The organism is Variovorax sp. W1I1, assembly GCF_030815625.1.
In the GTDB taxonomy this organism is placed as follows: Bacteria; Pseudomonadota; Gammaproteobacteria; order Burkholderiales; family Burkholderiaceae_C; genus Variovorax; species Variovorax paradoxus_C.
The window spans coordinates 4,288,015-4,312,497 of record NZ_JAUSWZ010000001.1 but is presented as its reverse complement, the minus strand read 5'-3'; the positions used below and the strand labels follow the sequence as shown (position 1 = coordinate 4,312,497).

Here is a 24,483-nt window from a genome sequence, read left to right as displayed (position 1 = left end):
CGCGATGCAACACGCCACCGTCCATCAAGTTTTTTCGGCGACCGCGGCGCGCACGCCGGAGGCCGAGTTCCTGTTCACCGAATCGGTGACGGCCGCGGCCTATGGCATCGCAGCCGGCGCCATTCGCTGGGGCGAAGCCGCTGCCGAGGTCGAGCGCCTACGCGCCGCCTATGCAGAGGCCGGCTACGGGCACGGCCACCGCGTCGGCTTGCTGCTGGAGAACCGGCCCGCGTTCCTCTTCCACTGGTTCGCGCTCAATGCCCTCGGCGTGAGCGTGGTGCCGATCAACGCCGAGATGCGATCGGCCGAACTGGTCTACCTGATCGGCCACAGCGAGATCGGCCTCGCCGTGACGCTGCCCGAACGCGCGAACGACTTGCGCGCAGCCGCGGCACAAGCTGGCGTGACCTTCGAGACGATGGGACCGGGCGACGCAGTGCCGAGCGCAAGGACTGCCGCGCCGCGTGCTAACGAGCCCATCGGCGTAGATACCGAATGCGGCCTGCTCTACACCTCGGGCACGACCGGTCGCCCCAAGGGCTGCATCCTGAGCAACGCCTACTTCCTGCGCGCAGGCGAGTGGTACGCCGCGCTCGATGGCGTGTGCAGCATTCGCCCGGACACCGAGCGGGTCATCACGCCGCTGCCGCTCAACCACATGAACGCGATGGCGTTCTCCACCATGGTGGTGCTGGTGGCTGGCGGCTGCCTGGTGCAGCTCGACCGCTTCCATCCGAAGACGTGGCTCGCCAGCGCGCGCGAAAGCGGCGCGACCATCGTTCACTACCTCGGCGTAATGCCGGCGATGCTGCTCTCTGCCTCGCCCTCTGCCGCCGACCGCGATCACGCGATCCGCTGGGGCTTCGGTGCCGGCGTGGACCGCAAGAACCACGCGCCCTTCGAGGAGCGCTTCGGCTTCCCGCTGGTCGAGGCCTGGGCCATGACCGAGACCGGCGCGGCCGCCTGCATCATGGCCAACCGCGAGCCGCGCCTGGTGGGCACAAGCTGCTTCGGCCGGCAGGAAGACTTCGTGCGGATCCGCCTCGTGGGTGAAGACGGCAGCGAGGTCGGCACCGACGCACCGGGTGAGCTGCTCGTGCATTCGGCCGGCGACGACCCGAAGCGCTACTTCTTCTCCGGCTACCTCAAGGACGAGGAAGCCACGCGCGAAGCCTGGGCCGATGGCTGGTTTCACACCGGCGACCTCGTGCGCCGCGACGCCGAGGGCAATTTCTTCTTCGTCGACCGCAAGAAGAACGTGATCCGCCGCAGCGGCGAGAACATCTCGGCCGTCGAGGTCGAGAGCGTGCTCAATCAGCATCCGGCCGTGAAGACCTCGGCCGTGGCCGCGACGCCCGACGCGGTGCGCGGCGACGAGGTGCTGGCCTGCATCGTGATGCGCGAAGACGCCGATGCATCGCAGCGCGAGCAGATCGCAGCCAGCATCGTGCAGCACGCGCTCGCGCAGCTGGCCTATTACAAGGCGCCGGGCTACGTCGCCTTCGTCGATGCGCTGCCGCTCACGCCCTCCCAGAAGATCCAGCGCGGCCAACTGCGCGAGATGGCGCAGTCGCTGCCGGGGCAGGGCCATTGCATCGACACCCGGTCGATGAAGAAGAGGCAAGCATGAGTCGCAACCGGCTTTCCTACGAAGGCGTCGCGGTGGCCGTGCCCATCACGGTGCCCTACGTGCGCTACTCCACGCACACCGCGCATTGGTTCATCGGGCAGGCCGTGCAGGCGCTGGTCGAAGCGAGCGGCGTGCCGAAGGAGCAGATCGACGGACTGTGCCTCAGCAGCTTCTCGCTCGCGCCCGACACGGCTGTGGGCGTGACGCAGCACCTTGGCATGTCGCCGCGCTGGCTCGACCACGTGCCCACCGGCGGCGCCTCGGGCGTGATGTGCCTGCGCCGCGCCGCGCGCGCCGTGCAGGCGGGCGATGCCGACATCGTCGCCTGCGTCGGCGCCGACACCAACCACGTCGATTCCTTCCGCCAGACGCTCGGCAGCTTCAGCAACTTCGCACGCGATGCGAGCTACCCCTACGGCTCGGGCGGACCGAACTCGATCTTCGCGTTCATCACCGCCAACTACATGCGCACCTACGGCGCGAAGCGCGAAGACTTCGGTCGCATCTGCGTGGACCAGCGCACCAACGCGCTGGGCAATCCGAACGCGATGTTCAAGAAGGGCCTGACGCTGGACGAGTACATGGCGGGGCGGCCCATCTCCGACCCGATCCACCTCTTCGATTGCGTGATGCCCTGCGCGGGAGCCGACGCCTTCCTCGTGATGAGCGAGGAGCGCGCCCGCGACCTGGGCCTGCCGCATGCGGTGATCCGCGGCGCCATCGAGCGCCACAACGCCTACGCCGAAGACCCGGTGATGGTGCAGGGCGGCTGGCGCAAGGACCGAGACGACCTCTATGCGCAGGCCGGCGTGCAGCCCGCCGCGCTCGACTTCGTGCAGACCTACGACGACTACCCCGTCATCGTGATGATGCAGTTCGAGGACCTGGGCTTCTGCGAGAAGGGCGAGGGCTCGGCCTTCGTGCAGTCGCACACCATGACCTTCGACGGCAGCTTTCCGAACAACACGAGCGGCGGGCAACTCTCGGCGGGGCAGGCGGGCGCGGCGGGTGGTTTCCTCGGCATGGTCGAGGCCATTCGCCAGTTGACCGATCAAGCCGGACCGCGCGCGGTGCCCGACGCACAACTCGGCCTTGTTGCCGGCTTCGGCATGGTGACCTACGACCGCTGCCTGTGTACCGGCGCGGTCATCCTGGGGAGACCCGCATGACGATGCCCCTGATGCGCCCCCCGCGCAAGAACCCGGTGCTGCGCACGCGGCAGATGAACCTGCCGCCCGGCGCGCGCGGTCGCGTCGCGCTCGGCCTCACGGCCGCCGCCGCCGAAGGCCGCTTCGAGCTGCAGACCTGCGAAGACTGCGGCACCGTGCAGTACCCACCGCGCGAGGTCTGCCACAAGTGTCTGTCTGCTGCGCTGCGCTGGCGCACGCAGAGCGGCGAGGGCGAGCTGCTCGGCAGCACCACGCTGCACCACAGCAACGACCTGTTCTTTCGCGAGCGGCTGCCCTGGCGGCTGGGCCTGGTGCACCTGGATGCCGGCCCGACGCTCATGGTCCACCTGCACGGCGAGGTCGGCGATGCGCCCACGCGCGTGCGTGTCGGCGCCCGGCTCGACCGCGCCGGCCAGGCCGTTCTCATTGGTTTTCCGAATGAAGGGAGTGCCCATATGGCCGACGACAAGATGCTGCGTGAAATGACCAGCGACCCCAAGTTCCGCAAGGCGCTGGTGACCGACGGCAAGACCGAGACCGGCCAGGCCATCGTGCGTGCGCTGGTGAAGGCCGGCGCCGACATCGTCTGGGTCGGCCATGCCGAACCCTGGAAGAAGATGGGCGACGGCCTGGACGATATCTCCGCATTGCCGCAGGTCACGCTGGTGCCGCTCGACCTCACCAACGGCCGGCAGGTGACCGAGCTCGCGGGCTCCATCGGCGGCAAGGTCGACATCGTCATCAACAACGCCGAGGTGCACCGCACCTTCGGCATCGGCGCGCGGCGCGGCACCGACGTGGCCAAGGCCGAGATGGACATCAACTACTTCGGCCTGCTGCGCCTGGCGCAAGAGTTCGGGCCCGCGCTCAAGGGCCGCTCGGCCGATGGCGCGACCGGCGCGACCGCATGGGTCAACCTGCTGTCGATCTACGCGCTCAGCAACTTCCCGCCGCACGGCACCTTCAGTGCTTCGAAGGCGGCGGCGCATTCGCTTGCGCAGTGCCTGCGCGCCGAAATGCGGCCGGCCGGCATCCGCGTGATCAACGTGTTCCCCGGTCCCATCGACGACGAATGGAACCAGCACACGCCGCCGCCCAAGCTGGCCCCCACCGCGCTGGCGAACGCCATCGTGAAGGCGCTGCGCGATGGCGTCGAAGACGTCTATCCCGGCGACGTCGCGCAGGAGTGGCTGGAGCGCTGGCGCGACAACCCGAAGGTGCTCGAGCGCGAGCTGGCCGCAGGCGGCTGAAGAAGGAACCCACGATGACGACAACCACCGAACTGATGTCCGCCGCCGAAATCCTCGGCGGCCTCGTGACCGCCATGGCGAGCGGCCGCATCCGCGTGATCGACCTCACGCAGACGCTCACGCCCGAATTCCCGCAGATCGCGCTGCCGCCCGAAATGGGCCAGTGCTGGCCCTTCCGCATCGAGGAAGTGTCGAAGTACGACGAGCGCGGGCCGGCCTGGTACTGGAACAACTTCTCCTGCGGCGAGCACACAGGCACGCACTTCGATGCGCCGATCCACTGGATCTCCGGACGCGACCTGCCGAACAATTCGGTCGACACCATCCCCGTGCAGAACTTCGTCGCACCGGCCTGCGTGATCGACTGCTCGGCCGATGTGCAGGCCAACGACGACTACCTGTTGAGCGTTGCCGACATCGAGCGCTACGAAGCCGCGCACGGCCGCATCCCGAAGGGCGCGTGGGTGCTGATGCGCACCGACTGGTCCAAGCGCAGCGACCCCGAGGCTTATCAAAACTTCGACGAGACCGGCCAGCACACGCCCGGCCCGAGCACCGAGGCCGTGCGCTTCCTGGTGGAGCAGCGCGACGTGCTGGGCTTTGGCTCGGAGGCCATCGGTACTGATGCGGGGCAGGGCTACCACCTGCGGCCGCCGTACCCGTGCCACTACTACATGCACGGCGCGGGACGCTATGGGCTGCAGTGCCTGAGCAACCTCGACCTGCTGCCGCCCGCGGGCGCCGTGCTGATCTGCCCGCCGCTGAAGATCGAGAAGGGCAGCGGCAGTCCGCTGCGCGTGCTGGCACTCGTGGGAGCGCAAGCATGACGCCGAAGGTCGCGGCCGTCACCGGCGGCAGCGCCGGCATCGGCAAGGCGATTTGCGAAGACCTGCTCGCACAGGGTTACGAGGTGGTGTCGCTCGCGCGCCGCAAGGCCGAGATCGATCATCCGAAGCTGCACAGCCTGGAGGTCGACCTGAGCGACCGCGCCGCGACGGGCGAGGCGGTGCGCGAACTGGTCGAGCGCTTTGCGCCGACCACCATCGTGCACAACGCAGGCGTGATTCGCGCCGCGCTGCTGCCTGAGGTGAAGCTCGACGACCTCGATGCGCTGGTCGACCTGCACCTGGGCTGCGCGATCCAGCTCGTGCAGGGCGCACTGCCCGCGATGCGCGCGCAGCGCTTCGGCCGCGTGGTGCTGCTGTCGTCGCGCGCGGCGCTGGGCCTCGCCACCCGCACCAGCTACTCCGCGACCAAGGCCGGCATGCTGGGCATGGCCCGCACCTGGGCACTCGAACTCGCGGCGGACGGCATCACGGTGAACGTCGTGGCGCCGGGCCCGATTCGCACCGACATGTTCTACGACGTCGTCGAAGCCGGTAGCGAGAAGGAACGCGCGCTCGCGGCCTCCGTGCCCGTCAAGCGCCTGGGCGAATCAGCCGATGTGGCACGCGCCGTGCGTTTCTTTGCCGACCCTGACAACAGCTTCGTCACCGGCCAGGTGCTCTACGTCTGCGGCGGCACCAGCGTCGGCAGCCTGGCCCTCTAGTTTTCAGTGTCAGTTCGTCCGTTCCGTTCAAAAAACATCACCTCTGGAGCATCGCCATGAAAGTCCTGAACCGATTCCGTGCCCTCGCAAGCATTGCCGTGGGTCTCGGCGCCCTGAGTGCCGTGGCGGGCGCCTGGGCGGCCGATCTCAAGGTCGGTTTCATCACCTCGCTCTCGGGGCCGGTGTCGTCGCTGGGCATTCCCTATGAAAAGGGCATGAAGGCCGCGCTCGCCTACAAGGCCGACCTGGGCGGCCGCAAGATCCAGATGGTGCAGCTCGACGACGCGTCGGACCCGTCCACGGCCGCACGCAACGCCCGCAAGATGATCGACGAGGACAAGGTCGACGTCATCATCGGTACCGCAGGATCGCCTGGTGCGCTGGCCATCGCCGGCGTGGCGCGCGAGACGAAGACGCCGCTGATCTCCATCGCCAATGCCAACCTGCCAGGCGAAGAGGGCGCATGGATGGTCACGCTGCCGCAGCCTGCGCCGCTGATGGTGAGCGCGGTGGTCGAGCGCATGAAGAAATCGGGCGTGAAGACGGTCGGCTACATCGGCTTTTCCGACGCCTGGGGCGACCTGGTGTACGACGCGCTGCAGAAGAGCGCGGAGCCGGCGGGCATCAAGATCGTGTCGAACGAGCGCTATGCGCGCGCCGATTCGTCGGTGACCGGGCAGGTGCTCAAGATCGTGGCGCTGCGCCCCGATGCGGTGATCACCGGCACCTCGGGCACGCCCGGCGCGCTGCCTTACCTGGCGCTCGCGGAGCGTGGCTACAAGGGCCAGATCTACGGCATGCACGCGCTCATCAACCCCGACTTCGTGCGCGTGGGCGGTGCCGCCGTCGAAGGCATGCTCGCACCCACCGGCCCGGTGATCGTGGCCGAGCAGTTGCCCAACGACAACCCGATCCGCAAGGTGTCGATGGACTTCCGCGCCGCCTACCAGAAGGCCAACGGCGCACCGCCGACCGATGCCTTCTCGGCCTACACCTTCGACGCCTGGCTGCTGTACCTCGATGCGGCCCAGCGTGCGCTCGCCACCAAGGCCGAGCCGGGCACGCCGCAGTTCCGCCTTGCCCTGCGCGATGCCATCGTGAGCACCAAGGAGCTGGTGGGCACGCACAGCGTCTACAACTTCAAGCCGACCGATCGCTACGGATCGGACGAGCGCTCGCGTGTCGTCGTGAAGCTGGAAAAGGGCCAGTGGAAGCTGGTCCCCTGATTCAACGCGCACCACACACCAACTCGCTGGAGCAACCTCGATGAAAAAGAAACTGACCCGCATCGTCGGCCTCACTGCTGTCGCACTGGCCGCCGCACAAGCCATGGCGGCCGACCTGAAGATCGGCTTCATCAGCTCGTTGTCGGGCCCTGTCGCCGCGCTCGGCGTGCCCTACGAAAAGGGCATTCGCGCAGCCATCGCCGAGCATCCGGAAATCGGCGGGCGCAAGGTGCAGCTCATCGTGCTAGACGACGCCTCCGATCCGACCACCGCAGGCCGCAACGCGCGCAAGCTGGTGACAGAAGACAAGGTCGACGTGCTGATCGGCACCTCGGGCGTACCGGGCGCGATGGCCATCGCCTCGGTGGCGCGCGAACTCAACACGCCGCTGATCTCGCCCACGCCGGTGACCATCGCCGGCCCCGAAGGCGCGTGGACGGTGACGGTGTCGCAACCCTTCCCGCTCATGGTCGCGGGCGTGGTCGAGCGCATGCAGAAGTCGGGCGTGAAGACGGTAGCCTTCATCGGTTTTTCCGACGCGCTGGGCGACCTGGCCTACGACTCGCTGGTGAAGAGTGCGGCTACGGCCGGCATCAAGGTGGTGGCGAACGAGCGCTATGCGCGCAGCGATTCGTCGGTGGCGGGGCAGATCCTGAAGATCGTCGCGGCGCGGCCCGACGCGGTGTTCGCGGGCAACTCCGGCACGCCCGGCGCACTGCCCTACATCGCACTCGCCGAGCGCGGCTACAAGGGCAAGATCTACGGCACGCACGGGCTCATCAACGCCGACTTCGTGCGCGTGGGAGGTGCCTCCATCGAAGGGCTGCAGGTGCCCAGCGGCCCGGTGCTCGTGGCCGACCAGCTGCCCGACAGCAACCCCATCAAGAAGGTGTCGATGGCCTTCCGCGCGGCCTACCAGAAGGTGAACGGCGCGGTGCCGACCGATGCCTTCTCCTCGTACACCTACGACGCCTACCTGCTGCTGGCCGACGCCGCCTCGCGCACCAAGGGCGAGCCCGGCACGCCGCAATACCGCACCGCTTTGCGCGACGCCATCGTGAGCACCAAGGAGCTGGTGGGCACGCACGGCATCTACACCTTCAAGCCCGACGACCGCTATGGCTCCGACCAGCGCGGCGTGGTGATCGTGCAGATGAACAAGGGCCAGTGGAAGCTGGTCCCCTGACATAAACCCGAGCGCCCGCCGATGACCAGCTACCGCCATCATCCCGACCGCATCGCCGCCCTGGTGCAGGACGACCGCGTGCACCGCGACCTGTACCTGAGCGAAGAGATCTTCGCGCTCGAGCAGGAGCGCCTGTTCGCGAACACCTGGGTCTTCCTCGGCCACGCGAGCCAGGTGCCGGAGGCGGGCGACTTCGTGACGCAGGAGGTCGCAGGCCGGCCGCTCCTGATGGTGCGGCAGCCCGATGGCGCGGTGCATGTCATGTACAACCGCTGCGCCCACAAGGGCACGCAACTCGTGACGGACGAGAGCGGCAACACCGGGCGGTTCTTCCGCTGCCCGTACCACGCCTGGACCTACAAGCTCGACGGCGCGCCGCTCGGCCTGCCGCTCAAGAACGGCTACGAAGGCACGCAGCTCAAGGCCTGCGAATCGGGGCAGGGCCTTTCCGTGGTGAAGCACGTGAAGGTCTACCGCGACTTCGTGTTCGTGCGCCTGGCCGACACCGGCCCCTCGTTCGAGGACTACTTCGGCGAAGTGCTCGGCGCCATCGACAACATGGTCGACCGCTCGCCCGAGGGCAAGCTCACCGTGGGCGGTGGCGTGCTGCGCAACATCGTCCATTGCAACTGGAAGATGTACCTGGAGAACATCAACGACACGGTGCATCCGATGTCGACGCACGAGTCGGCCACCAAGGCGGCCGAGGCGCTGTGGGAAGGCCATGGGCCTTCTGATCCCAAGCCGATGGCGATGGAGCAGATCCTGCCCTTCGGCTCGGGCTACGAGTTCTTCGACAGGATGGGCGGCCGCGTGTTCGCCAACGGGCACAGCGTGCTGGGCGTGAACTTCAGCATCCACTCCAACTACGCGCAGCTTCCCGAGTACGAGGCCGCGATGCAGGCCGCGCATGGCGTGGAACGCGCGGCCGACATCCTGCAGCGCTCGCCGCAGAACTCGGTCTTCTATCCGAGCCTGTCGGTGAAGGGCTCGCCGCAGGCGATCCGCGTGATTCGCCCGCTCGCTGCCGACCGCACGCTGATCGAGGCCTGGAGCTTCCGCGCAGCCGGTGCGCCCGCGCTGCTCTTCGAGCGCGCGATGAGCTACAACCGGCTCGTGTTCTCGCCGATGTCGGTGGTGGCGCACGACGACGTGCACCTCTTCGAGAGCATCCAGCAGGGCCTGCGCGCCGGCGGCAACGAATGGGTGAGCCTGCACCGCAACTTCGACGCGGCCGAACTCGCGCAATCGACCATCACGACCAACGGCACGAACGAGCTGCTCATGCGCAACCAGTTCCGCGCCTGGGCCAAGGCGATGGCATCGGAGGTCGCGGCATGAACGATCCCCGCGACTTCATCGCCCACGAGGCCGCGCTGCTCGACGAGCGGCGCTTCGACGACTGGCTCGCGCTCTTCGCCGACGACGGCCACTACTGGGTGCCGCTGCTCGGTGCGGCGCAGGCCGATCCCCTCTCGCACAACTCGCTGGCCTATGAAGACCGGTTGCTGCTGCAACTGCGTGTTGATCGCCTGAAGAACCCGCGCGCGCATTCGCAGCACCCCGCGAGCCACAGCCAGCATGTGCTGCAGCCTTCGCGCATCGAGGAAGAAACGAGCGGCGAGGTGCGGCTGCGCACGCCGTTCCTCTACGTCGAGGCGCGCGGCGAGTCGCAGATCCTGCTGAGCGGCACGGCCCGCCACCACCTCGTGCGTTCGCCATCGACGCTTTCGGGCTGGGCCATCCGCCAGAAGCGCATCGACCTGCTCAACGCCGCGCGCGCATTGCCTGCGATCCAGTTGTTCATCTGAGTTACCTGTCCATTCCAACCATCCTCACCGGAGCTACGACATGAAGAGCCTGATGCTGACCCTGACGCGCGGTGCCCTCGCCGCGGCGCTGACCGCCTGTGGCGTTGCGAGCGTTTTCGCGGCCGACCTCAAGGTCGGCCTGAGCGTGTCGCTCTCGGGGCCGAACTCTTCGCTCGGCGTGCCCTATGCGAAGGGCATGCAGGCTGCGCTGGCCTACAAGCCCGAGATCAACGGCCGCAAGGTGCAGCTCATCGTGCTGGACGACGGCTCCGACCCGACGACCGCCGGGCGCAATGCGCGCAAGCTCGTCGAGGAGGAAAAGGTCGATGTGCTCATGGGCACTTCGGGTGTGCCGGCGGCCATCGCGATGGCGCAGGTCGGCCGCGATGCGAAGACGCCGATGATCGGCCTCACGCCCATTCTGCTCGACCCCAACGAGAACCCGTGGGTCATGACGGTCGCGCAGCCCACGCAGTTGATGATCGATGCAGTGGTCGAGCGCATGAAGCGCAACAATGTCAAGACCGTGGGCTACATCGGCTTCACCGATGCGTGGGGCGACCTGGTTTACGACGCGCTCATGAAGGCGGCGCCCGGCGCCGGCATCAAGGTGGTGAGCAACGAGCGCTATGCGCGCGCCGACGCCTCGGTGACCGGCCAGGTGCTCAAGATCGTGGCGCTGCGCCCCGACGCGGTGATGACCGGCGGCGCCGGCACGCCGGGCGCTCTGCCGTTCCTTGCGCTGCAGGAGCGCGGCTACAAGGGCGGCGTGTACGGCCAGCACGGGCTCATCAACCCCGACTTCGTGCGTGTGGTCGGCGCTGCAGGCCAGAACGCGCTGATGCCCACCGGCCCGGTGATCGTCGCCGAGCAGCTGCCCGACAGCTACCCCACCAAGAAGATCGCAACCGATTTCCGCGCCGTGTTCCAGAAGGTCAACAACGCGCCGACCAGCGATGCCTTCTCGGCCTATTCCTTCGACGGCTGGCTGGTGTTCGCCGATGCCGCTTCGCGCGCGATGAAGAAGGCCGAGCCGGGAACCGCCGAGTTCCGCGTTGCGTTGCGCGATGCCATCTTCAGCACCAAGGAAGTGGTGGGCACGCACGGCGTCTACAGCTTCAAGCCCGGCAGCCTCTACGGCGTGGACGAACGCGCCCGCGTGATCGTCAAGCTCGACAACGGCCAATGGAAGCTCGCTCCCTGAGCGCCCGCTCTTTTTCGCAAACGACAAGAACGACGAACAAGAAGATGAAAGCAATGCCTGAGGTTTTCCTATGACGTGGGACGTCGCGCTGATTCTCATCACCGACGGCCTCGCCAACGGTGCCGTCTATCTGCTGGCCGGCCTCGGGCTGGTGCTGATCTTTTCCGTGACGCGGGTGGTGTTCGTGCCGTTCGGCGACATCGCGGCCTTCGCGGCCCTGTCGCTCGCGGCCTTCGAAACCGGTCGCGTCCCGGCGACCATTGGCATGGTGGCCGTGCTCGCGGTGCTGGCGCTGGCGACGGAAGTCGGCAGCCTGCTGCGGCGCGGCGAGAGCTCGCGCATACCGAAGGCGGTGCTCATGTGGGGCGTGCTGCCCGCGATTCCATGCGTGCTCGCGTGGCTTGCCGCGCGGCCCGGGGTGCCGGTGGCGGTGCACATCGCGGTGGCTGTGTTGCTGGTCGTGCCGATCGCGCCGCTGCTCGCACGGGTGGTGTTCCAGCCGATTGCGGATGCATCGGTGCTGGTGCTGCTGATCGTGTCGCTGGCGCTGCACTTCCTGCTGTCGGGCCTGGGCTTGTTGTTCTTCGGTCCTGAAGGTTCGCGCACCACGCCGCTCACGAGTGCGGTGTTCACGCTGGGCGACGGGTTCACGGTCAGCGGGCAGGTGGTGCTGATGGTGGGTGCGGCGATTGTGTTGAGCGGCCTCTTCTTCCTGGTGTTCGAGCGCACGGTGGCCGGCAAGGCGCTGCGCGCAACGGCCGTCAATCGAGTGGGCGCGCGGCTGGTCGGCATCCGGCCGGTGCGCACCGCGCTTCTGGCGTACGGCTGCGCGTCGCTGCTCGCCGGCCTCATCGGCGTGCTCATCGCACCGGTGACGACCATGTACTACGACTCGGGTTTCATCATCGGCTTGAAGGCCTTCGTGGCCGCGATCATCGGCGGGCTCGTGAGCTACCCGATGACGGCCGTGGGCGCCCTTGCGGTCGGCGTGGTGGAGAGCTTCGCCTCGTTCTGGAGCGGCGCGCTGAAGGACGTGATCGTCTTCAGCCTGCTGATCCCGGTGCTCATGCTGCGCTCCTTCATGGCGGCCCATTCGGAAGAGGAAGAAGACGAGGTGGACCAATGAACGGCAACCGCAAACGCATGCTGTGGATCGCCGCGGTGGTCGTCGTCCTGGCACTGGTGCCGGCGGCGGCCGGAAGCTTCACGGTCTCGCTGCTCAACGACATCGGCATCGGCGCGCTGGTGGCGCTCGGGCTGGTGCTGCTCACCGGGGTGGGCGGTGCGACCTCGTTCGGCCAGGCCGCCTTCGTCGGCATCGCGGCCTATGCGACGGCATGGCTCACGACTGCGCAAGGCATGTCGCCGTGGATCGGCCTCTTGTTCGCGCTGCTGCTCACGGGCCTCTCGGCACTTGCCATCGGCATGCTCACGCTGCGGCTCGGCGGGCACTTCCTGCCGCTGAGCACCATTGCGTGGGGCTTGTCGATCGCGATGCTGTTCGGCAATGTCGATGCGCTCGGCCGGCACACGGGGCTTTCGAACATTCCGGCGCTTCAGGTCGGCGGCTGGTCGCTGGCCGATCCGCGGTCGATGTACTACCTGATCTGGGTGGTGGTCGGGCTTGCCTGCCTGTTCAGCCACAACCTGCTGCAGTCGCGGCCCGGCCGTGCGATTCGCGGGCTGCGCGGCGGTGCGACGCTGCTGGCGAGCGTGGGCGCGGATGCGTACCGCGTGCGGCTCACGCTGTTCGTGACGGCGGCGCTCTTCGCGGGGCTGGCGGGCTGGCTCTATGCGCACATGAACCGCTTCGTGAGCCCGTCGCCGTTCGATGTGCGCGCGAGCATCGAGTACCTGCTGATGGCCGTGGCCGGCGGGCTCGGGCAACTGGCGGGTGCGCTGGTGGGCGCCGCGCTGGTGCTGGTGCTCAAGAACGGCTTGCAGGACGTGCTGCCGATGCTCACGCAGCGCGCGGGGCAACTGGAGGCCGTGGCTTTTGCCGCGCTCTTCATCCTGCTGCTGCACTTTGCGCGCGGCGGGTTGATGGGGCTGCTGCGGCGCTGGACGCGGCGACGCGGCGCCACGCAGGGTGCCTCGCGCCACGCGGCGGCGCCGGTCGAGCCGCTCGCGCATCGGCAACTGCCGGCGCGCGGCACGCAGGTGCTGTCGGTGAACGGCGCGGTCAAGCGCTTCGGCGGGCTGGTGGCGGTCAACGACGTGAGCTTCGATGTGAAGGCCGGCGAGATCGTCGGGCTGATCGGGCCGAACGGCGCGGGCAAGTCGACCATGTTCAACCTGCTGACCTGCACGCTGCCGATGACATCGGGCCAGGTGCGCTTTCTCGACCATGACATCGCCGGCATGCCGCAGCGGCAGGTGGCGCGGCTGGGCCTGGCGCGCACCTTCCAGCACGTGAAGCTGCGGCCGCACATGAGCCTCTTGGACAACGTGGCGCTGGGCGCGCATTCGCGCACGCGCTCGGGCATCCTGAAGGCGGGTCTCCGGCTCGACCGTAAGGAGGAAATGCAGATCCTGCAGGAGGCGCAGCGCCAGCTCGACCGCATCGGCCTCGGCGACCGCGCGCACGAACTCGCGGGCAGCCTGCCGCTGGGCACGCAGCGCATCCTGGAGATCGCGCGCGCGTTGGCTGCCGACCCGGTGCTGCTGGTGCTCGACGAGCCCGCGGCCGGTTTGCGCCGCAAGGAAAAGATGGCGCTAGGCGACCTGCTGCGCAAGTTGCGCGAAGAGGGCGTGACCATCCTCATCGTCGAACACGACATGGACTTCGTGATGAAACTTGTGGACCGTTTGGTGGTGATGAACTTCGGCTCCAAGCTCGTGGAGGGCGTGCCGTCGGCGGTGCGTGCCGACGAGCGCGTGCAGGCTGCGTACCTGGGGAGCGTTGTATGACCGCGATGCTGGAGATCGGCGACCTGCATGTGTCTTATGGGCAGGTGGAGGCGGTGCGCGGCGTGTCGCTCGACCTGCAGCCGGGGCAGATCATTTCGGTGATCGGGCCGAACGGTGCGGGCAAGACCACGCTGCTGGCGGCCGCGATGGGCCTCCTGCCGTGCAAGGGCACGCTGCGCTTCGAGGGTGAAGACCTGCAAGGGCTCGACGTGGAGGCGCGCGTGGAGCGCGGCCTCTGCCTCGTGCCCGAGAAGCGCGAGTTGTTCGGCGAGCTCACCGTGCTCGACAACCTGCAGCTCGGCGCCTATGCCAAACGGCTGCGCGGCGATGCGATGAAGAAGCGGCTGCAGTCGGTGTACGACCGCTTTCCGCGCTTGGCGGAGCGCCGCGCACAGCGCGCCGACACGCTCTCGGGCGGCGAGCGCCAGATGCTGGCAGTGGGGCGCGCGCTGATGTCGGCGCCGCGCCTCTTGATGCTCGACGAACCCAGCCTGGGCCTTGCGCCGCTGATCGTGCGGGACATCCTCACCATCGTGCGCAAGCTGCGCGAAGACGGTGTCTCGATCCTGCTCGTGGAGCAGAACGCACGCGCCGCGCTGGAAAGTTCGGACCAGGGCTACGTGCTGGAGACGGGCGAGATCGCGCTCTCGGGCGCATCGGCCGAATTGGCGAGTGATCCACGCGTGCAGGCGACGTACCTCGGCGGAGGCACGCACGATGACGAGTGAGGTGCGCGCACTGCCGCCCGCGCAGCGCACGCTGCCGGCGATGCTGCAGCGGCAAGCGGCGCTGTTCGCTGGTCGTCCGCTGCTGCGGATCGCAGGGCGACAGTGGACGCACGGCGACGCGGCAGAGGCCGCGGCGGTGCGTGCCGGTGCGCTGGCGCAGCACGGCGTGGCGCGCGGCGACCGCATCGCGGTGATGTGCGGCAATCGAATCGAGTTTATCGAGACCTTCCTCGGTGCGGGATGGCTGGGCGCGTCGGTGGTGCCGGTGAACACGGCGTCGATGGGGCCTCAGATCGAGTACTTCCTGGCCAACAGCGCGGCGAAGCTGCTGGTGATCGAGGCCGGCTTTCTCGAGCGGTTGAAGACGGCCGATCTCGCGCGCACGGCGCTGCGTGAAGTGTGGGTGGTGGGCGAGGGTGACGCGCCGTGGGAGCCGCCCGCCGGTGTGCGCGTTTCGAGCTACCCGGAAGGCTCGGAGGCCATTGCGCCTGCCGCGGTACAGCCGGGCGATCCGCTCGCCATCCTCTACACCTCGGGCACCACCGGTCCCGCCAAGGGCGTGATCTGCCCGCATGCGCAGTATTTCTGGTGGGGCGTGAACAGCGCCGAGGTGCTGGGCGTCAGGAGCGACGACGTGCTGTGCACCACGCTGCCGCTCTTTCACATCAACGCGCTCAATACCTTCGCGCAGGCAGCGTTGACCGGGGCCGAAGTGGTTTTCGAATCGCGCTTCTCGGCGTCGGGTTTCTGGCCGTCGATGCGGGCGAATGGCGCGACCGTGGTCTACCTGCTTGGCGCGATGGTGCCGATCCTGCTTGCGCAACCCGAGGGCGAAGGCGAGCGCGATCACTGCGTGCGCATCGGGCTTGGGCCTGGCGTGCCATCGGCGGCGGGGCAGGCGTTCAGGGCGCGCACGGGCGTGTCGCTGCTCGAAGGCTACGGCTCGACGGAAACCAATTTCGCGATCGCCACTGCGCCGGATTCGCCGCGCGGCGGTGTCATGGGCTGGCTGCGGCCCGGCTTCCAGGCCTGCGTGGCCGATGAAGACGACGTGGCGCTGCCGCCCGGCGAGGCCGGCGAACTGCTGCTGCGCGCGGACGAGCCGTATGCCTTCGCGAGTGGCTACTTCAACATGCCGGAGAAGACGGTCGAGGCCTGGCGCAACCTGTGGTTCCACACGGGCGACCGCGTGGTGCGCGATGCGGACGGCGCGTTTCGATTTGTCGACCGCATCAAGGATGCGATCCGGCGGCGCGGCGAGAACATCTCTTCGTTCGAGGTCGAGCAGGTGCTGCTGAGCCACCCCGGCGTGGCGTCGTGCGCGGTGTATCCCGTGCGCTCCGAACTGGCCGAGGACGAGGTGATGGCCGCGCTGGTCGCGCGCGAGGGCGAACGCATCGACCCCGTGGAGCTGTCGCGCTTCTGCGAAGGTCGCCTGCCGTACTTCGCGGTGCCGCGCTATATCGACGTGCTGCCCGACCTGCCGCGCACCGAGAACGGCAAGGTGCAGAAGTTCAAGCTGCGCGAGCGCGGCGTGGGGCCGCAAACCTGGGACGGCCGGCCCGCAAGGTCGTAGGCTTGTGCGCACCTTGCCGCTGGACCTGGATGAATAGCGGGCGTTTCACGCGGTGACAGCTTCAACAGCGCGTCGCCCTTAAAATGATTCAGGACTAAACAATTCAGGTATGCAATCAAATCTACTCATTGGCCGTCACGCGCTCGTGACCGGCGCTGCGCGCGGCATCGGTGCGGAGATCGCGCGAACCCTCGCGGCCGAGGGTGCGGTGCTCACGATGCTCGGGCGCGACCGTGAAGCATTGCAGCGCGTGGCCGACACGCTCGCCGGCAGCGGACATGGCGTGGCCGCCGCCGATGTGGCTGACCCGGAAGGCGTGCAGGCCGCCTTTGCGCAGGCTCGCGGGGCGCGAGGTCCGATCGCAATCCTCGTGAACAACGCGGGTGCCGCCGAAAGCGCACCGTTCCTCAAGACTTCCGTCGAGCTCTGGCAGCGGATGCTGTCGGTAAACCTCACGGGCAGCTTCCTGTGCGCGCAGGCCGCGCTGCCCGACATGCTGGAAGCCGGCTGGGGCCGCATCGTCAACATCGCCAGCACGGCGGGGCAAAAAGGCTACGCCTACGTCTCGGCCTACACCGCGGCCAAGCACGGCGTGATCGGCCTCACGCGCTCGCTCGCGCTCGAAGTGGCGCGCAAGGGCATCACGGTGAATGCCGTTTGCCCGGGCTACACCGACACCGACATCCTGCGCAACAGCGTCGCCAACGTCGTCGGCAAGACAGGCCGCAGCGAGGCCGATGCGCTGGCGGAGTTCTCCAGCGTGAATCCGCAGAAGCGCATCGTGCAGCCGTCCGAGGTGGCCGATACCGTGCGCTGGCTGTGCGGCGAAGGCGCGGCGTCGGTGACGGGCCAGTCGATTTCGGTTTCGGGAGGAGAAGTGACATGACACGCAACGACGCATCGCACGCTGCGCTCAGTGACGCCGAAGAACTCGGTCATGAGGCACGCGCCGGTCATGAGGACCACGCGATGCTCAAGCTGTGGCTGCGCATGCTCGCGAGCACCACGCAGATCGAGGCGGAAATTCGCCGCCGTCTGCGTGAGCGCTTCGGCATCTCGCTCGCGCGCTTCGACTACATGGCGCAGCTCTACCGCTACAAGGACGGGCTCAAGATGCGCGTGCTGTCGCGCTACCTCATGGTGACCGGCGGCAATGTGACGGGCCTGACCGACGAGCTCGAGCGCGAAGGCATGGTGGCGCGTGCGCCCAGCCCCGACGACCGCCGCGCATGGATCGTGAGCCTGACGCCCACGGGGCGGCGCACCTTCGAGACGATGGCGAGCGAGCACGAGCAGTGGATCCTCGAGATGTTCTCAGGCCTCGACATGAAGACGGTCAAGCAGATGCACAGCCAGCTCGGGCTGCTGCGCGTGCATGTGATGCGGGGCGAGGCGACGGGCGAGGAGGGCTGAGCATGGGTGATGCCACACATGTTGATCTGGCTGCAACGAGCACGGAGTTCCGGCGACCGCGGCTGATCCGTTTTTCGGACTGCGATCCGGCGGGCATCGTGTTCTATCCGCAGTACTTCGTGATGCTCAACGGGCTGATCGAAGACTGGGTGAACGAAGGGCTGGGCCTGAGTTATCACGGGCTCGTGGCGGAGCGCCGCATCGGGCTGCCGACCGTGAAGCTCGATGTGGACTTTCGTGCAGTGAGCCGCATGGGCGATCAAGTGATGCTTGGTCTTGCCGTGGAAAGACTGGGCTCACGCTCGATGACGCTGGCGGTGCGCTGCTTCGGCGCCGAGAGCGGCGAAGTACGGATGCAGATGACACAGGTGATCGTGACGACGTCGCTCGAGACGCATCGCGCAGTTGCCATTCCCGATGACATGCGCGCGGCGATCCTGCGCGACGCCCCTGCGTTGGCGAGTTGAACTTCAGGGCGCCGGGTCGGCGTCCTGCGCGTGTTTCTTCAGCCAGCCGCTGAGTTCTCTCTTGCCCTTGGCATTGGCGGTGCGCCACGCCTCGCGCGCCGCCGCAATGAAGCGCTCTTCCGCCGCGTCGGGCACCTCGGAGGGACGGTCTTCCTTGTCGAGCCAACCGGGCTCCACCTCGCAGTGCCGCTCGATCTGCCGCGCGAGGTTGTCGCCGATGGGGCGGGCGCTCTTGATCTGGCTCCACATGCTCGGGGAGATTTCGATCTTCTTAGCGAAGGACTGGTCCAGCCCCTTGGCTGGCAAGCCGGCGGCAATGGCGCCCTCGAGAAAGCGGCGATGCAGCGCAAGGACATTGCGACGGCGCGCGACGGTGGTATTGGGCACTGTTCAAAAACAACAACAAGACAAGAAAAGATTGTCCCGGTTGTTGACGTTGCCGTAAACACTATTTACAGTTGCCCTCACTCGCGGCTCAAGCCGTCCCCTTTTTCCAACCCTTCACAGCCGACAGCGGCAATTTTTGACCCAGGAACCATCGTGAACACCGCATTGACCCTCACCAACATTCGACCCGCATCGGGCCGGGCGTTCGTGCGCGTGTGGTCGTGTGGCGGTGGGTTCGGCATGCCGTCGTCGAAATCGAATCTGCGCCAGAGCTACGTGCATGCCACGCAAACCGCAGCCCGCCTGCGCGTTGGCAAGTTCGAGGATCAGGTGCTACCGGGTGGAGGTTGCGCATAGGCGCATACCTTCCAAGCTCTCTCCAGCAGAGGCCCGGACACCGAAAGGTTTCCGGGCCTTTTTGTTTTTTTTTGCTTTTCGTGCTTTGCCATTTCGGGTGTGCCTTCACCACACCGCCAGAACCCACCGCGTAGACGGTCTGGCGGGATGTGCAGGAACTGATCCCTCCTGTGCAGCGACGTCGTACGGGGCAGCGCCAAGCGCGTTGTCCGTCGCGTGAGGACACAACCGAAATGGAAAAGCGGGCATTCGTTTTTTCGCACCGAACCCGAGCGGAACCGGGCCATTGCAGATGGTCCTTCCGCGGAAACCGGCCGCAAAGATTGGGCGGCGCCGGAACTCGTAACCGGACACTTTTTGTTCTCGTTTTTCATTCATCCCGCGTTAGCTCAATGGATCAGAGCACTTGCCTACGAAGCAAGGGGTTGCACGTTCGAGTCGTGCACGTGGGGCCATTTGTTTTTGCTGTCACCACTACAACCAAGGAGTCACCATGCGCAAGCGCAACACCCCGATCCGGATGATTACCGTGCGCCCGGCCCAGCCGCGCAGGCGCATGCTGCAGGCGCTGGCGCAACGCTTCGGCATCGGCTGGCGGACGGCGGAAAGTACATCCGCTTCGCCGTGCCGCGAGCGTGCTGTCGAAGGCCTGGACCTCGACCAGCGTGTGCGTGAAGTGGGCGAGTGGTAGCCACCCTCTCAGCTTCTTCTTTACGGTGCGCGTAGCTCAACGGCAGAGCTGCGGGTTGTGATCCCGCTGACGACGGTTCGATTCCGTTCGTGCACCCCATCCATCTTTTTTTCTTTCAACCCCTTCGACCATCGCCGCAAAGGAGGCGAGCCAACATGCACCCTCACGTCCTGCAACTCGATATTCAGGGCACGCCGCAAGCCTGGATTTCGCTGGAGCAGGCGGTGCTGCACTACGCCACCGGATCGGTCGCGTGGGAAGACGGCGACCTGCCGCTGGCCACGCTGCGCGGCGGTTTCAACGTCGCGCGTGGCGTGCAGTCGCGCATCGACGTGGCACCCATCATCGCGCTGCGTGGCGCATCGAAGATCAACCTGTTCGACGTCGTGCCCGGTGTCACCAAGGGCAAGCTGTTGCGTCGCGACCGCCACACCTGCGCGTACTGCGCGGGCGTGTTCCACGAGCGCGATCTGCAATGCGAGCACGTGATGCCCGAGTCGCGCGGTGGCCCGTGGACCTGGACCAACCTGGTGAGCGCGTGCGCCGTCTGCAACAACAGGAAGGCCGCACGCACGCCGGAGGAAGCCGGCATGCCGCTGGTCTATCTTCCCTACGTGCCGAGCCGCTTCGAGAACTTCCTGCTCGAGGGCCGCAACATCCGCGCAGACGTGCACGAGTGGCTGGCGAGGCGGCTGCCCAAGGGCTCGCGGCTTCAGTGAGAAGGCGCTCTGCTGTGCTTTGGCTCGACCTTCAAGAAAAAAGCCTGCTGCCTTTCGACAGCGGGCTTTCTATTGTGCGGATGGGGTGTTCAGCGTCCGACGCCGAAGAATCGATAGGCGATCACCCCTGCAGCCGCGATGCCGCCGACGATGATGCAGAGCACTTTGGTGACCCGACCATTGCCGCGTCTGGAGCGACCCCAGTGTTCCGGCCCGATCAGGTCGATGGGGACGGTGGGTTTGCCTATGTCGGAAGCCTTTTCCATGGAAGAAATATAGCGCAGGCCGGAAATCACTTTGTCCTGTCGGTGGATTGTGTTGTCGTCGGACATCGCCGATTGCACTGGATCGAGGAGTGCAAAAAATAACCCGCCGAAGCGGGTTCAACGAGCTTTTTTTGCTTCGATGTGATGTCCCTGAAATCCTGGTTGTTGTGCTGTGTGACAGCGGGTACAAGATGCCATGTCACGCAGCCCACTTCATGGATACGAGGCGCCGTCGGCCGAAGTCGCCATTTGTAAATGTGAAATAGTGCATATATGAACCAAGAAATCATCCTTGAGAGCCTGACCCGCGCACTCGAAAGCTGGATTCGCCATGCCTCGGCGGACCAGCTCTGGCAGGTGCATCAGGCCGGCGGCCTTGGTGCCTCCATTCACGTGGACGGCGACAGCGTCCGAGCGCGCGTCACGCTCGGTGAGCCGCGCAATGCGCTGTCGGACATCGGCAAGACGGATGGGCGACTGCCGGTCACCGAGGCATTTCTCGGCAAGAGCGTCGCGGCCTGGGGCACGCCACCGCCGCAGGGCAGCCCTGAGCGGGAGCAATGGTTCCTGTCGAACGAACTGGCGCAGACGCATGCACGGCAGTACCTGATGGCGGAAGTCGGGGAGAAGCGTGATGTGCTCGCGCGCTTTGTCGATGACTGGATCGCGCGCCAAGGCTGAGCGGCTGCGCCGTGATCGTGATGTCGCGGGCAAATAAAAAAGCCTGCTACCGGTGAGGTAGCAGGCTTTTTCAGCGTTTCCGCCATGTTGGTGGTGGGCCCTGAGTGACTCGAACACTCGACCTACGGATTAAGAGTCCGCTGCTCTACCAACTGAGCTAAGAGCCCCTGCGCTGCAAGCGACTAGCGTTTTCAGGCAAGACCACGAGTATATCCCATAATTTTCCGGTGTCCAAAAAAATTGTGAACCGCGGCGTTAGGATGCGCCACCGACGGGGCCATGCCCCTCCCCAATCAGGAGCATTTTCTTATGAGCGATGCAAACACCACGCCCCATGTCGTGATCACCGGTGCCGCGGGCGCGTTGGGTCGTGCCGTGGCGCAGCACTTCCTTGAGCAAGGCGCACGCCTTGCATTGATCGATCACCACGCAGGCCGATTGGCCGAGGTCTTTCCGGGGCTCGACAACTCGCAGCATCTGCTGCTCGCGGGCGACGTGACCTCGGCGCCCGACATGGCCGAGCTGCTGACCGGCCAGGTGCTCAAGGCCTTCGGCCGTGTCGACGCGCTCGTGCACATCGCCGGTGGTTTCGAGATGGGCGAGGCAACGCATGCGCTGTCGCGCGCAAGCTGGGACCGCATGATGAATCTCAATGCGTGGTCGTTCGTCGCGGTGACGCAAGCCGTGCTGCCCTCGATGATCGAACGCAAGAGCGGCCGCATCGTCGCGGTGACGGCAAAAGTGGCGGCGCGCGGCGCGCCGGCAATGGCCGCGTACATCGCATCGAAGAGCGCGCTGCAGCGCCTGGTGGAAGCGATGGCGGCCGAAGCCGCACCGCACGGCGTCAGCGTGAACAGCGTCGCGCCGAGCGTGCTGGACACACCAGCGAATCGCCAGGCGATGCCCGATGCCAATCCGGCCGAGTGGGTGTCGACGTCGGTTGCGGCGCAGACCATCGGCTTCCTCGCATCGCCTGCAGCCGCTGCGTTGCATGGCCAGCACCTGACGCTCGATACCTGAGCGCCAAAAGAAAAGGCCCTGGCGGTTGCCAAGGCCTTTTCAAATCGGTTGGTGGAGAGGATGAGGATCGAACTCACGACCTCCGCATTGCGAACGCGGCGCTCTCCCAGCTGAGCTACCCCCCCAACACGGCGTAAATTCTAACCAGACTCCCGTCTCGCCGCACGTTGTGTCGTGCCAAGATCCGCGCCTCGCAAACCAAGAACACAAGAGCAGCAACCGCATGGCCTCGTACGACCCCGCCTGGCTGGAAGGCATGTACAACAATCTCGCGCGGGTGAAAAACCACCCCGTGTATTTCGAGCGCTGGACGCGCGAATCGGCGGCGGTGCGCGACGCCTTGCCCGGCCGGATCGATCTTCGCTACGGCGACGGACCGAACGAAACGCTCGACATCTTTCCGGCGCCGATCCCCGACGCGCCGGTCCTGGTCTTCGTCCACGGTGGCTACTGGCGTGCGATGGACAAGAGCCAGCATTCCTTCATCGCGCCGTCGTTCAACGACCGCGGCATCTGTGTCGTGGTGCTCAACTACGCGCTGTGTCCCGGACCGGTCGAGGCGCCCGTCACCGTGCCGGCCATCCTCATGCAGATGGTGCGTGCGCTCGAGTGGACCTGGCGCCACGTCGCGGCCTATGGCGGCGATCCTTCGCGCATCACCGTCGCGGGTCATTCGGCCGGCGGCCACATGGCGGCGGCGCTGCTGGCGTGCGACTGGAAAACGGTCGCGCCCGATCTGCCCACGCAGTTGGTGCGCAACGCGCTCTCGATCTCGGGCCTCTACGACCTGCGGCCACTGCAACACACGCCGTTCCTGGAGCACACGCTGAAGCTGACCGATGCAGACGCCCGGCGCGCGAGCCCGGCCCTCTGGCCCGCGCCGCCGAGGGGCCAGCTCTACGCAGTCGCCGGTGGCGAAGAGAGCCCCGAATTCCTCCGCCACAACGCGATGATCCGCGACGCCTGGGGCCGCAACGCCGTGCCGGTGTGCCAGGTGCTCCCGGGCCTAGACCACTTCAGCGTGGTCGACGCATTCGCCGATCCGGCCCACGCGCTGCACCGCCACGCGGTGCAACTGCTCGAGGCCTGACCGAGACGGCCCGAGGCAGGGCGCTTACATCAGCAGGTGTTCGCCCTCGTTGGCGCCGCCCAGCGTGACATAGTTGACCTTGCGGATGTCCATCAGTGTGCGGCCGCCCGCGTAGCTGATGGAGCTCTGCACGTCCTGCTCCATCTCGACCAGCGTGTCGGCCAGCTTGCCCTTGATGGGTTCGAGGATGCGCTTGCCCTCGACGTGCTTGTACTCGCCCTTGTTGAAGTCGCTGGCCGAGCCGTAGTACTCCTTGAAGAGCGTGCCGTCGACGTCCACCGTTTTGCCCGGCGACTCTTCGTGGCCCGCGAACAGCGAGCCGATCATCACCATCGAGGCGCCGAAGCGCACGCTCTTGGCGATGTCGCCGTGGTCACGGATGCCGCCGTCCGCAATGATCGGCTTGGTCGCCACGCGCGCGCACCACTTGAGCGCCGACAACTGCCAGCCACCCGTGCCGAAACCCGTCTTGAGCTTGGTGATGCAGACCTTGCCCGGACCGATGCCGACCTTGGTCGCATCCGCGCCCCAGTTCTCAAGGTCGATCACGGCTTCGGGCGTGCCAACATTGCCGGCGATCACGAAGGCCTTCGGCAGCTTCTCCTTGAGGTAGCCGATCATGTTCTTCACGCTGTCGGCATGGCCGTGTGCGATGTCGATCGTGATGTATTCGGGAACGAGGCCTTGTGCCACCAGCTGGTCGACGGTCTCGTAGTCGGGCTTCTTCACGCCGAGCGAGATCGAGGCGAACACGCCCTTGCCCTGCATCTCCTTGACGAACTTCACGTTGTCCAGATCGAAGCGGTGCATCACATAGAAGTAGCCGTTCTGCGCGAGCCAGAGGCAGATCGACTCGTCGACCACCGTCTTCATGTTGGCCGGCACCACCGGCAGGCGGAATGTGCGTTCGCCCAGCGTGACGCTGGCGTCGCACTCCGAACGGCTCTCCACGCGGCACTTGCGGGGGAGCAAAAGGATGTTGTCGTAATCGAAAATCTGCATGACCAGGCTCCTGAAAGGAATCGTTGAAAAAAACGAATGAGCGCTTGGTCCGGCCGGCCTTTGCGGTGCTTCTCGAAAGAAAACGCCCACAAAAAACCGGGCGCAAGAATCTTGGGCCCGGTGATTGATTTTACGCGGGGTCCCGGAGGCA

At 66.6% G+C, this 24,483-nt stretch carries 26 protein-coding genes and 4 tRNA genes; 25 read left to right on the top strand and 5 right to left on the bottom strand.

What is annotated here, in order from left to right; genetic code table 11:
• The first annotated feature begins 4 nt into the window (after positions 1–4).
• The 17 genes from QFZ83_RS20300 to QFZ83_RS20220 all read left to right on the top strand — a co-directional run bounded on the left by QFZ83_RS20300 (position 5) and on the right by QFZ83_RS20220 (position 18,119).
• Positions 5–1,630, top strand: coding sequence for an AMP-binding protein (locus QFZ83_RS20300; protein ID WP_307509487.1), 1,626 nt, complete (start codon positions 5–7; stop codon positions 1,628–1,630).
• Complete coding sequence (locus tag QFZ83_RS20295) at positions 1,627–2,799, top strand: thiolase family protein (protein ID WP_307509484.1); 1,173 nt, start codon at positions 1,627–1,629, stop codon at positions 2,797–2,799. The genes QFZ83_RS20300 and QFZ83_RS20295 overlap by 4 nt, the downstream gene beginning before the upstream one ends.
• The gene (locus tag QFZ83_RS20290) at positions 2,796–4,049 is read left to right on the top strand and encodes an SDR family NAD(P)-dependent oxidoreductase (protein ID WP_198788156.1); all 1,254 of its coding nucleotides are present in this window, start codon (positions 2,796–2,798) and stop codon (positions 4,047–4,049) included. Before QFZ83_RS20295 ends, QFZ83_RS20290 begins: the two co-directional genes overlap by 4 nt.
• A gap of 14 nt (positions 4,050–4,063) precedes the next feature.
• The gene (locus QFZ83_RS20285; protein WP_307509479.1) at positions 4,064–4,876 is read left to right on the top strand and encodes a cyclase family protein; all 813 of its coding nucleotides are present in this window, start codon (positions 4,064–4,066) and stop codon (positions 4,874–4,876) included.
• Complete coding sequence (locus QFZ83_RS20280) at positions 4,873–5,598, top strand: SDR family oxidoreductase (RefSeq protein ID WP_257858558.1); 726 nt, start codon at positions 4,873–4,875, stop codon at positions 5,596–5,598. The genes QFZ83_RS20285 and QFZ83_RS20280 overlap by 4 nt, the downstream gene beginning before the upstream one ends.
• A gap of 56 nt (positions 5,599–5,654) precedes the next feature.
• Positions 5,655–6,824, top strand: coding sequence for an ABC transporter substrate-binding protein (locus QFZ83_RS20275; RefSeq protein WP_307509475.1), 1,170 nt, complete (start codon positions 5,655–5,657; stop codon positions 6,822–6,824).
• Positions 6,825–6,864: 40 nt separating this feature from the next.
• Positions 6,865–8,010 carry an ABC transporter substrate-binding protein gene (locus QFZ83_RS20270; protein ID WP_307509473.1) on the top strand — a complete coding sequence of 382 codons (1,146 nt, stop codon included), beginning with the start codon at positions 6,865–6,867 and terminating at the stop codon, positions 8,008–8,010.
• Between the two features lie 21 nt (positions 8,011–8,031).
• The gene (locus QFZ83_RS20265) at positions 8,032–9,351 is read left to right on the top strand and encodes an aromatic ring-hydroxylating dioxygenase subunit alpha (RefSeq protein ID WP_307509471.1); all 1,320 of its coding nucleotides are present in this window, start codon (positions 8,032–8,034) and stop codon (positions 9,349–9,351) included.
• Positions 9,348–9,821 carry an aromatic-ring-hydroxylating dioxygenase subunit beta gene (locus QFZ83_RS20260; protein ID WP_307509469.1) on the top strand — a complete coding sequence of 158 codons (474 nt, stop codon included), beginning with the start codon at positions 9,348–9,350 and terminating at the stop codon, positions 9,819–9,821. Before QFZ83_RS20265 ends, QFZ83_RS20260 begins: the two co-directional genes overlap by 4 nt.
• Positions 9,822–9,861: 40 nt before the next feature.
• Positions 9,862–11,025: an ABC transporter substrate-binding protein gene (locus QFZ83_RS20255; RefSeq protein WP_306877915.1), complete on the top strand. Its 1,164-nt coding sequence runs from the start codon at positions 9,862–9,864 to the stop codon at positions 11,023–11,025.
• Between the two features lie 70 nt (positions 11,026–11,095).
• Complete coding sequence (locus QFZ83_RS20250; protein ID WP_307509467.1) at positions 11,096–12,151, top strand: branched-chain amino acid ABC transporter permease; 1,056 nt, start codon at positions 11,096–11,098, stop codon at positions 12,149–12,151.
• Positions 12,148–13,935, top strand: a complete 1,788-nt coding sequence (locus tag QFZ83_RS20245) for a branched-chain amino acid ABC transporter ATP-binding protein/permease (RefSeq protein WP_307509464.1) — start codon at positions 12,148–12,150, stop codon at positions 13,933–13,935. The genes QFZ83_RS20250 and QFZ83_RS20245 overlap by 4 nt, the downstream gene beginning before the upstream one ends.
• The gene (locus QFZ83_RS20240; RefSeq protein ID WP_306877913.1) at positions 13,932–14,663 is read left to right on the top strand and encodes an ABC transporter ATP-binding protein; all 732 of its coding nucleotides are present in this window, start codon (positions 13,932–13,934) and stop codon (positions 14,661–14,663) included. The genes QFZ83_RS20245 and QFZ83_RS20240 overlap by 4 nt, the downstream gene beginning before the upstream one ends.
• Entirely contained in the window at positions 14,653–16,239 is a 1,587-nt protein-coding gene (locus tag QFZ83_RS20235) for an ATP-dependent acyl-CoA ligase (protein ID WP_307509462.1), read from the top strand. Before QFZ83_RS20240 ends, QFZ83_RS20235 begins: the two co-directional genes overlap by 11 nt.
• Before the next feature lie 109 nt (positions 16,240–16,348).
• On the top strand, positions 16,349–17,125 hold the full coding sequence (locus QFZ83_RS20230) for an SDR family NAD(P)-dependent oxidoreductase (RefSeq protein ID WP_307509460.1): 777 nt from the start codon (positions 16,349–16,351) through the stop codon (positions 17,123–17,125).
• Complete coding sequence (locus QFZ83_RS20225; protein WP_306877910.1) at positions 17,122–17,652, top strand: MarR family winged helix-turn-helix transcriptional regulator; 531 nt, start codon at positions 17,122–17,124, stop codon at positions 17,650–17,652. The genes QFZ83_RS20230 and QFZ83_RS20225 overlap by 4 nt, the downstream gene beginning before the upstream one ends.
• A gap of 2 nt (positions 17,653–17,654) precedes the next feature.
• Entirely contained in the window at positions 17,655–18,119 is a 465-nt protein-coding gene (locus tag QFZ83_RS20220; protein ID WP_306877909.1) for a thioesterase family protein, read from the top strand.
• A gap of 3 nt (positions 18,120–18,122) precedes the next feature.
• Here QFZ83_RS20220 and QFZ83_RS20215 read toward each other — a convergent pair whose 3' ends face one another.
• Positions 18,123–18,506, bottom strand: coding sequence for a hypothetical protein (locus tag QFZ83_RS20215; protein WP_013540117.1), 384 nt, complete (start codon positions 18,504–18,506; stop codon positions 18,123–18,125).
• Between the two features lie 153 nt (positions 18,507–18,659).
• On the opposite strand from QFZ83_RS20215, the gene QFZ83_RS20210 reads away from it, so the two are divergent.
• From QFZ83_RS20210 to QFZ83_RS20190, 5 genes are all read left to right on the top strand, one after another.
• Complete coding sequence (locus tag QFZ83_RS20210) at positions 18,660–18,863, top strand: hypothetical protein (RefSeq protein ID WP_144298954.1); 204 nt, start codon at positions 18,660–18,662, stop codon at positions 18,861–18,863.
• A 378-nt stretch (positions 18,864–19,241) separates the two neighbouring features.
• Positions 19,242–19,318: transfer RNA gene (locus QFZ83_RS20205), tRNA-Arg, on the top strand.
• 38 nt (positions 19,319–19,356) lie between these two features.
• Positions 19,357–19,554, top strand: a complete 198-nt coding sequence (locus tag QFZ83_RS20200) for a short-chain dehydrogenase (protein ID WP_306877908.1) — start codon at positions 19,357–19,359, stop codon at positions 19,552–19,554.
• 25 nt (positions 19,555–19,579) lie between these two features.
• Positions 19,580–19,653: transfer RNA gene (locus QFZ83_RS20195), tRNA-His, on the top strand.
• Between the two features lie 56 nt (positions 19,654–19,709).
• Complete coding sequence (locus QFZ83_RS20190) at positions 19,710–20,273, top strand: HNH endonuclease (RefSeq protein WP_307509459.1); 564 nt, start codon at positions 19,710–19,712, stop codon at positions 20,271–20,273.
• An 89-nt stretch (positions 20,274–20,362) separates the two neighbouring features.
• Here the strand turns inward: QFZ83_RS20190 and QFZ83_RS20185 are convergent, their stop codons facing one another.
• On the bottom strand, positions 20,363–20,605 hold the full coding sequence (locus QFZ83_RS20185; protein ID WP_307509457.1) for a hypothetical protein: 243 nt from the start codon (positions 20,603–20,605) through the stop codon (positions 20,363–20,365).
• Positions 20,606–20,812: 207 nt separating this feature from the next.
• On the opposite strand from QFZ83_RS20185, the gene QFZ83_RS20180 reads away from it, so the two are divergent.
• Entirely contained in the window at positions 20,813–21,220 is a 408-nt protein-coding gene (locus QFZ83_RS20180; RefSeq protein WP_307509455.1) for a hypothetical protein, read from the top strand.
• Between the two features lie 91 nt (positions 21,221–21,311).
• Here the strand turns inward: QFZ83_RS20180 and QFZ83_RS20175 are convergent.
• Positions 21,312–21,387: transfer RNA gene (locus QFZ83_RS20175), tRNA-Lys, on the bottom strand.
• A 142-nt stretch (positions 21,388–21,529) separates the two neighbouring features.
• Here QFZ83_RS20175 and QFZ83_RS20170 point away from each other — a divergent pair.
• A complete protein-coding gene (locus QFZ83_RS20170; protein ID WP_307509452.1) occupies positions 21,530–22,240 on the top strand; it encodes an SDR family NAD(P)-dependent oxidoreductase in 711 nt (236 codons plus the stop codon).
• Between the two features lie 49 nt (positions 22,241–22,289).
• Here QFZ83_RS20170 and QFZ83_RS20165 read toward each other — a convergent pair.
• A tRNA-Ala gene (locus tag QFZ83_RS20165) sits at positions 22,290–22,365 on the bottom strand.
• Between the two features lie 98 nt (positions 22,366–22,463).
• Between QFZ83_RS20165 and QFZ83_RS20160 the strand changes: the two genes are divergently transcribed.
• On the top strand, positions 22,464–23,330 hold the full coding sequence (locus tag QFZ83_RS20160) for an alpha/beta hydrolase (protein WP_307509450.1): 867 nt from the start codon (positions 22,464–22,466) through the stop codon (positions 23,328–23,330).
• 24 nt (positions 23,331–23,354) lie between these two features.
• Here the strand turns inward: QFZ83_RS20160 and QFZ83_RS20155 are convergent, their stop codons facing one another.
• Positions 23,355–24,332, bottom strand: coding sequence for a GMP reductase (locus QFZ83_RS20155; RefSeq protein ID WP_307509448.1), 978 nt, complete (start codon positions 24,330–24,332; stop codon positions 23,355–23,357).
• Positions 24,333–24,483: the final 151 nt, after the last annotated feature.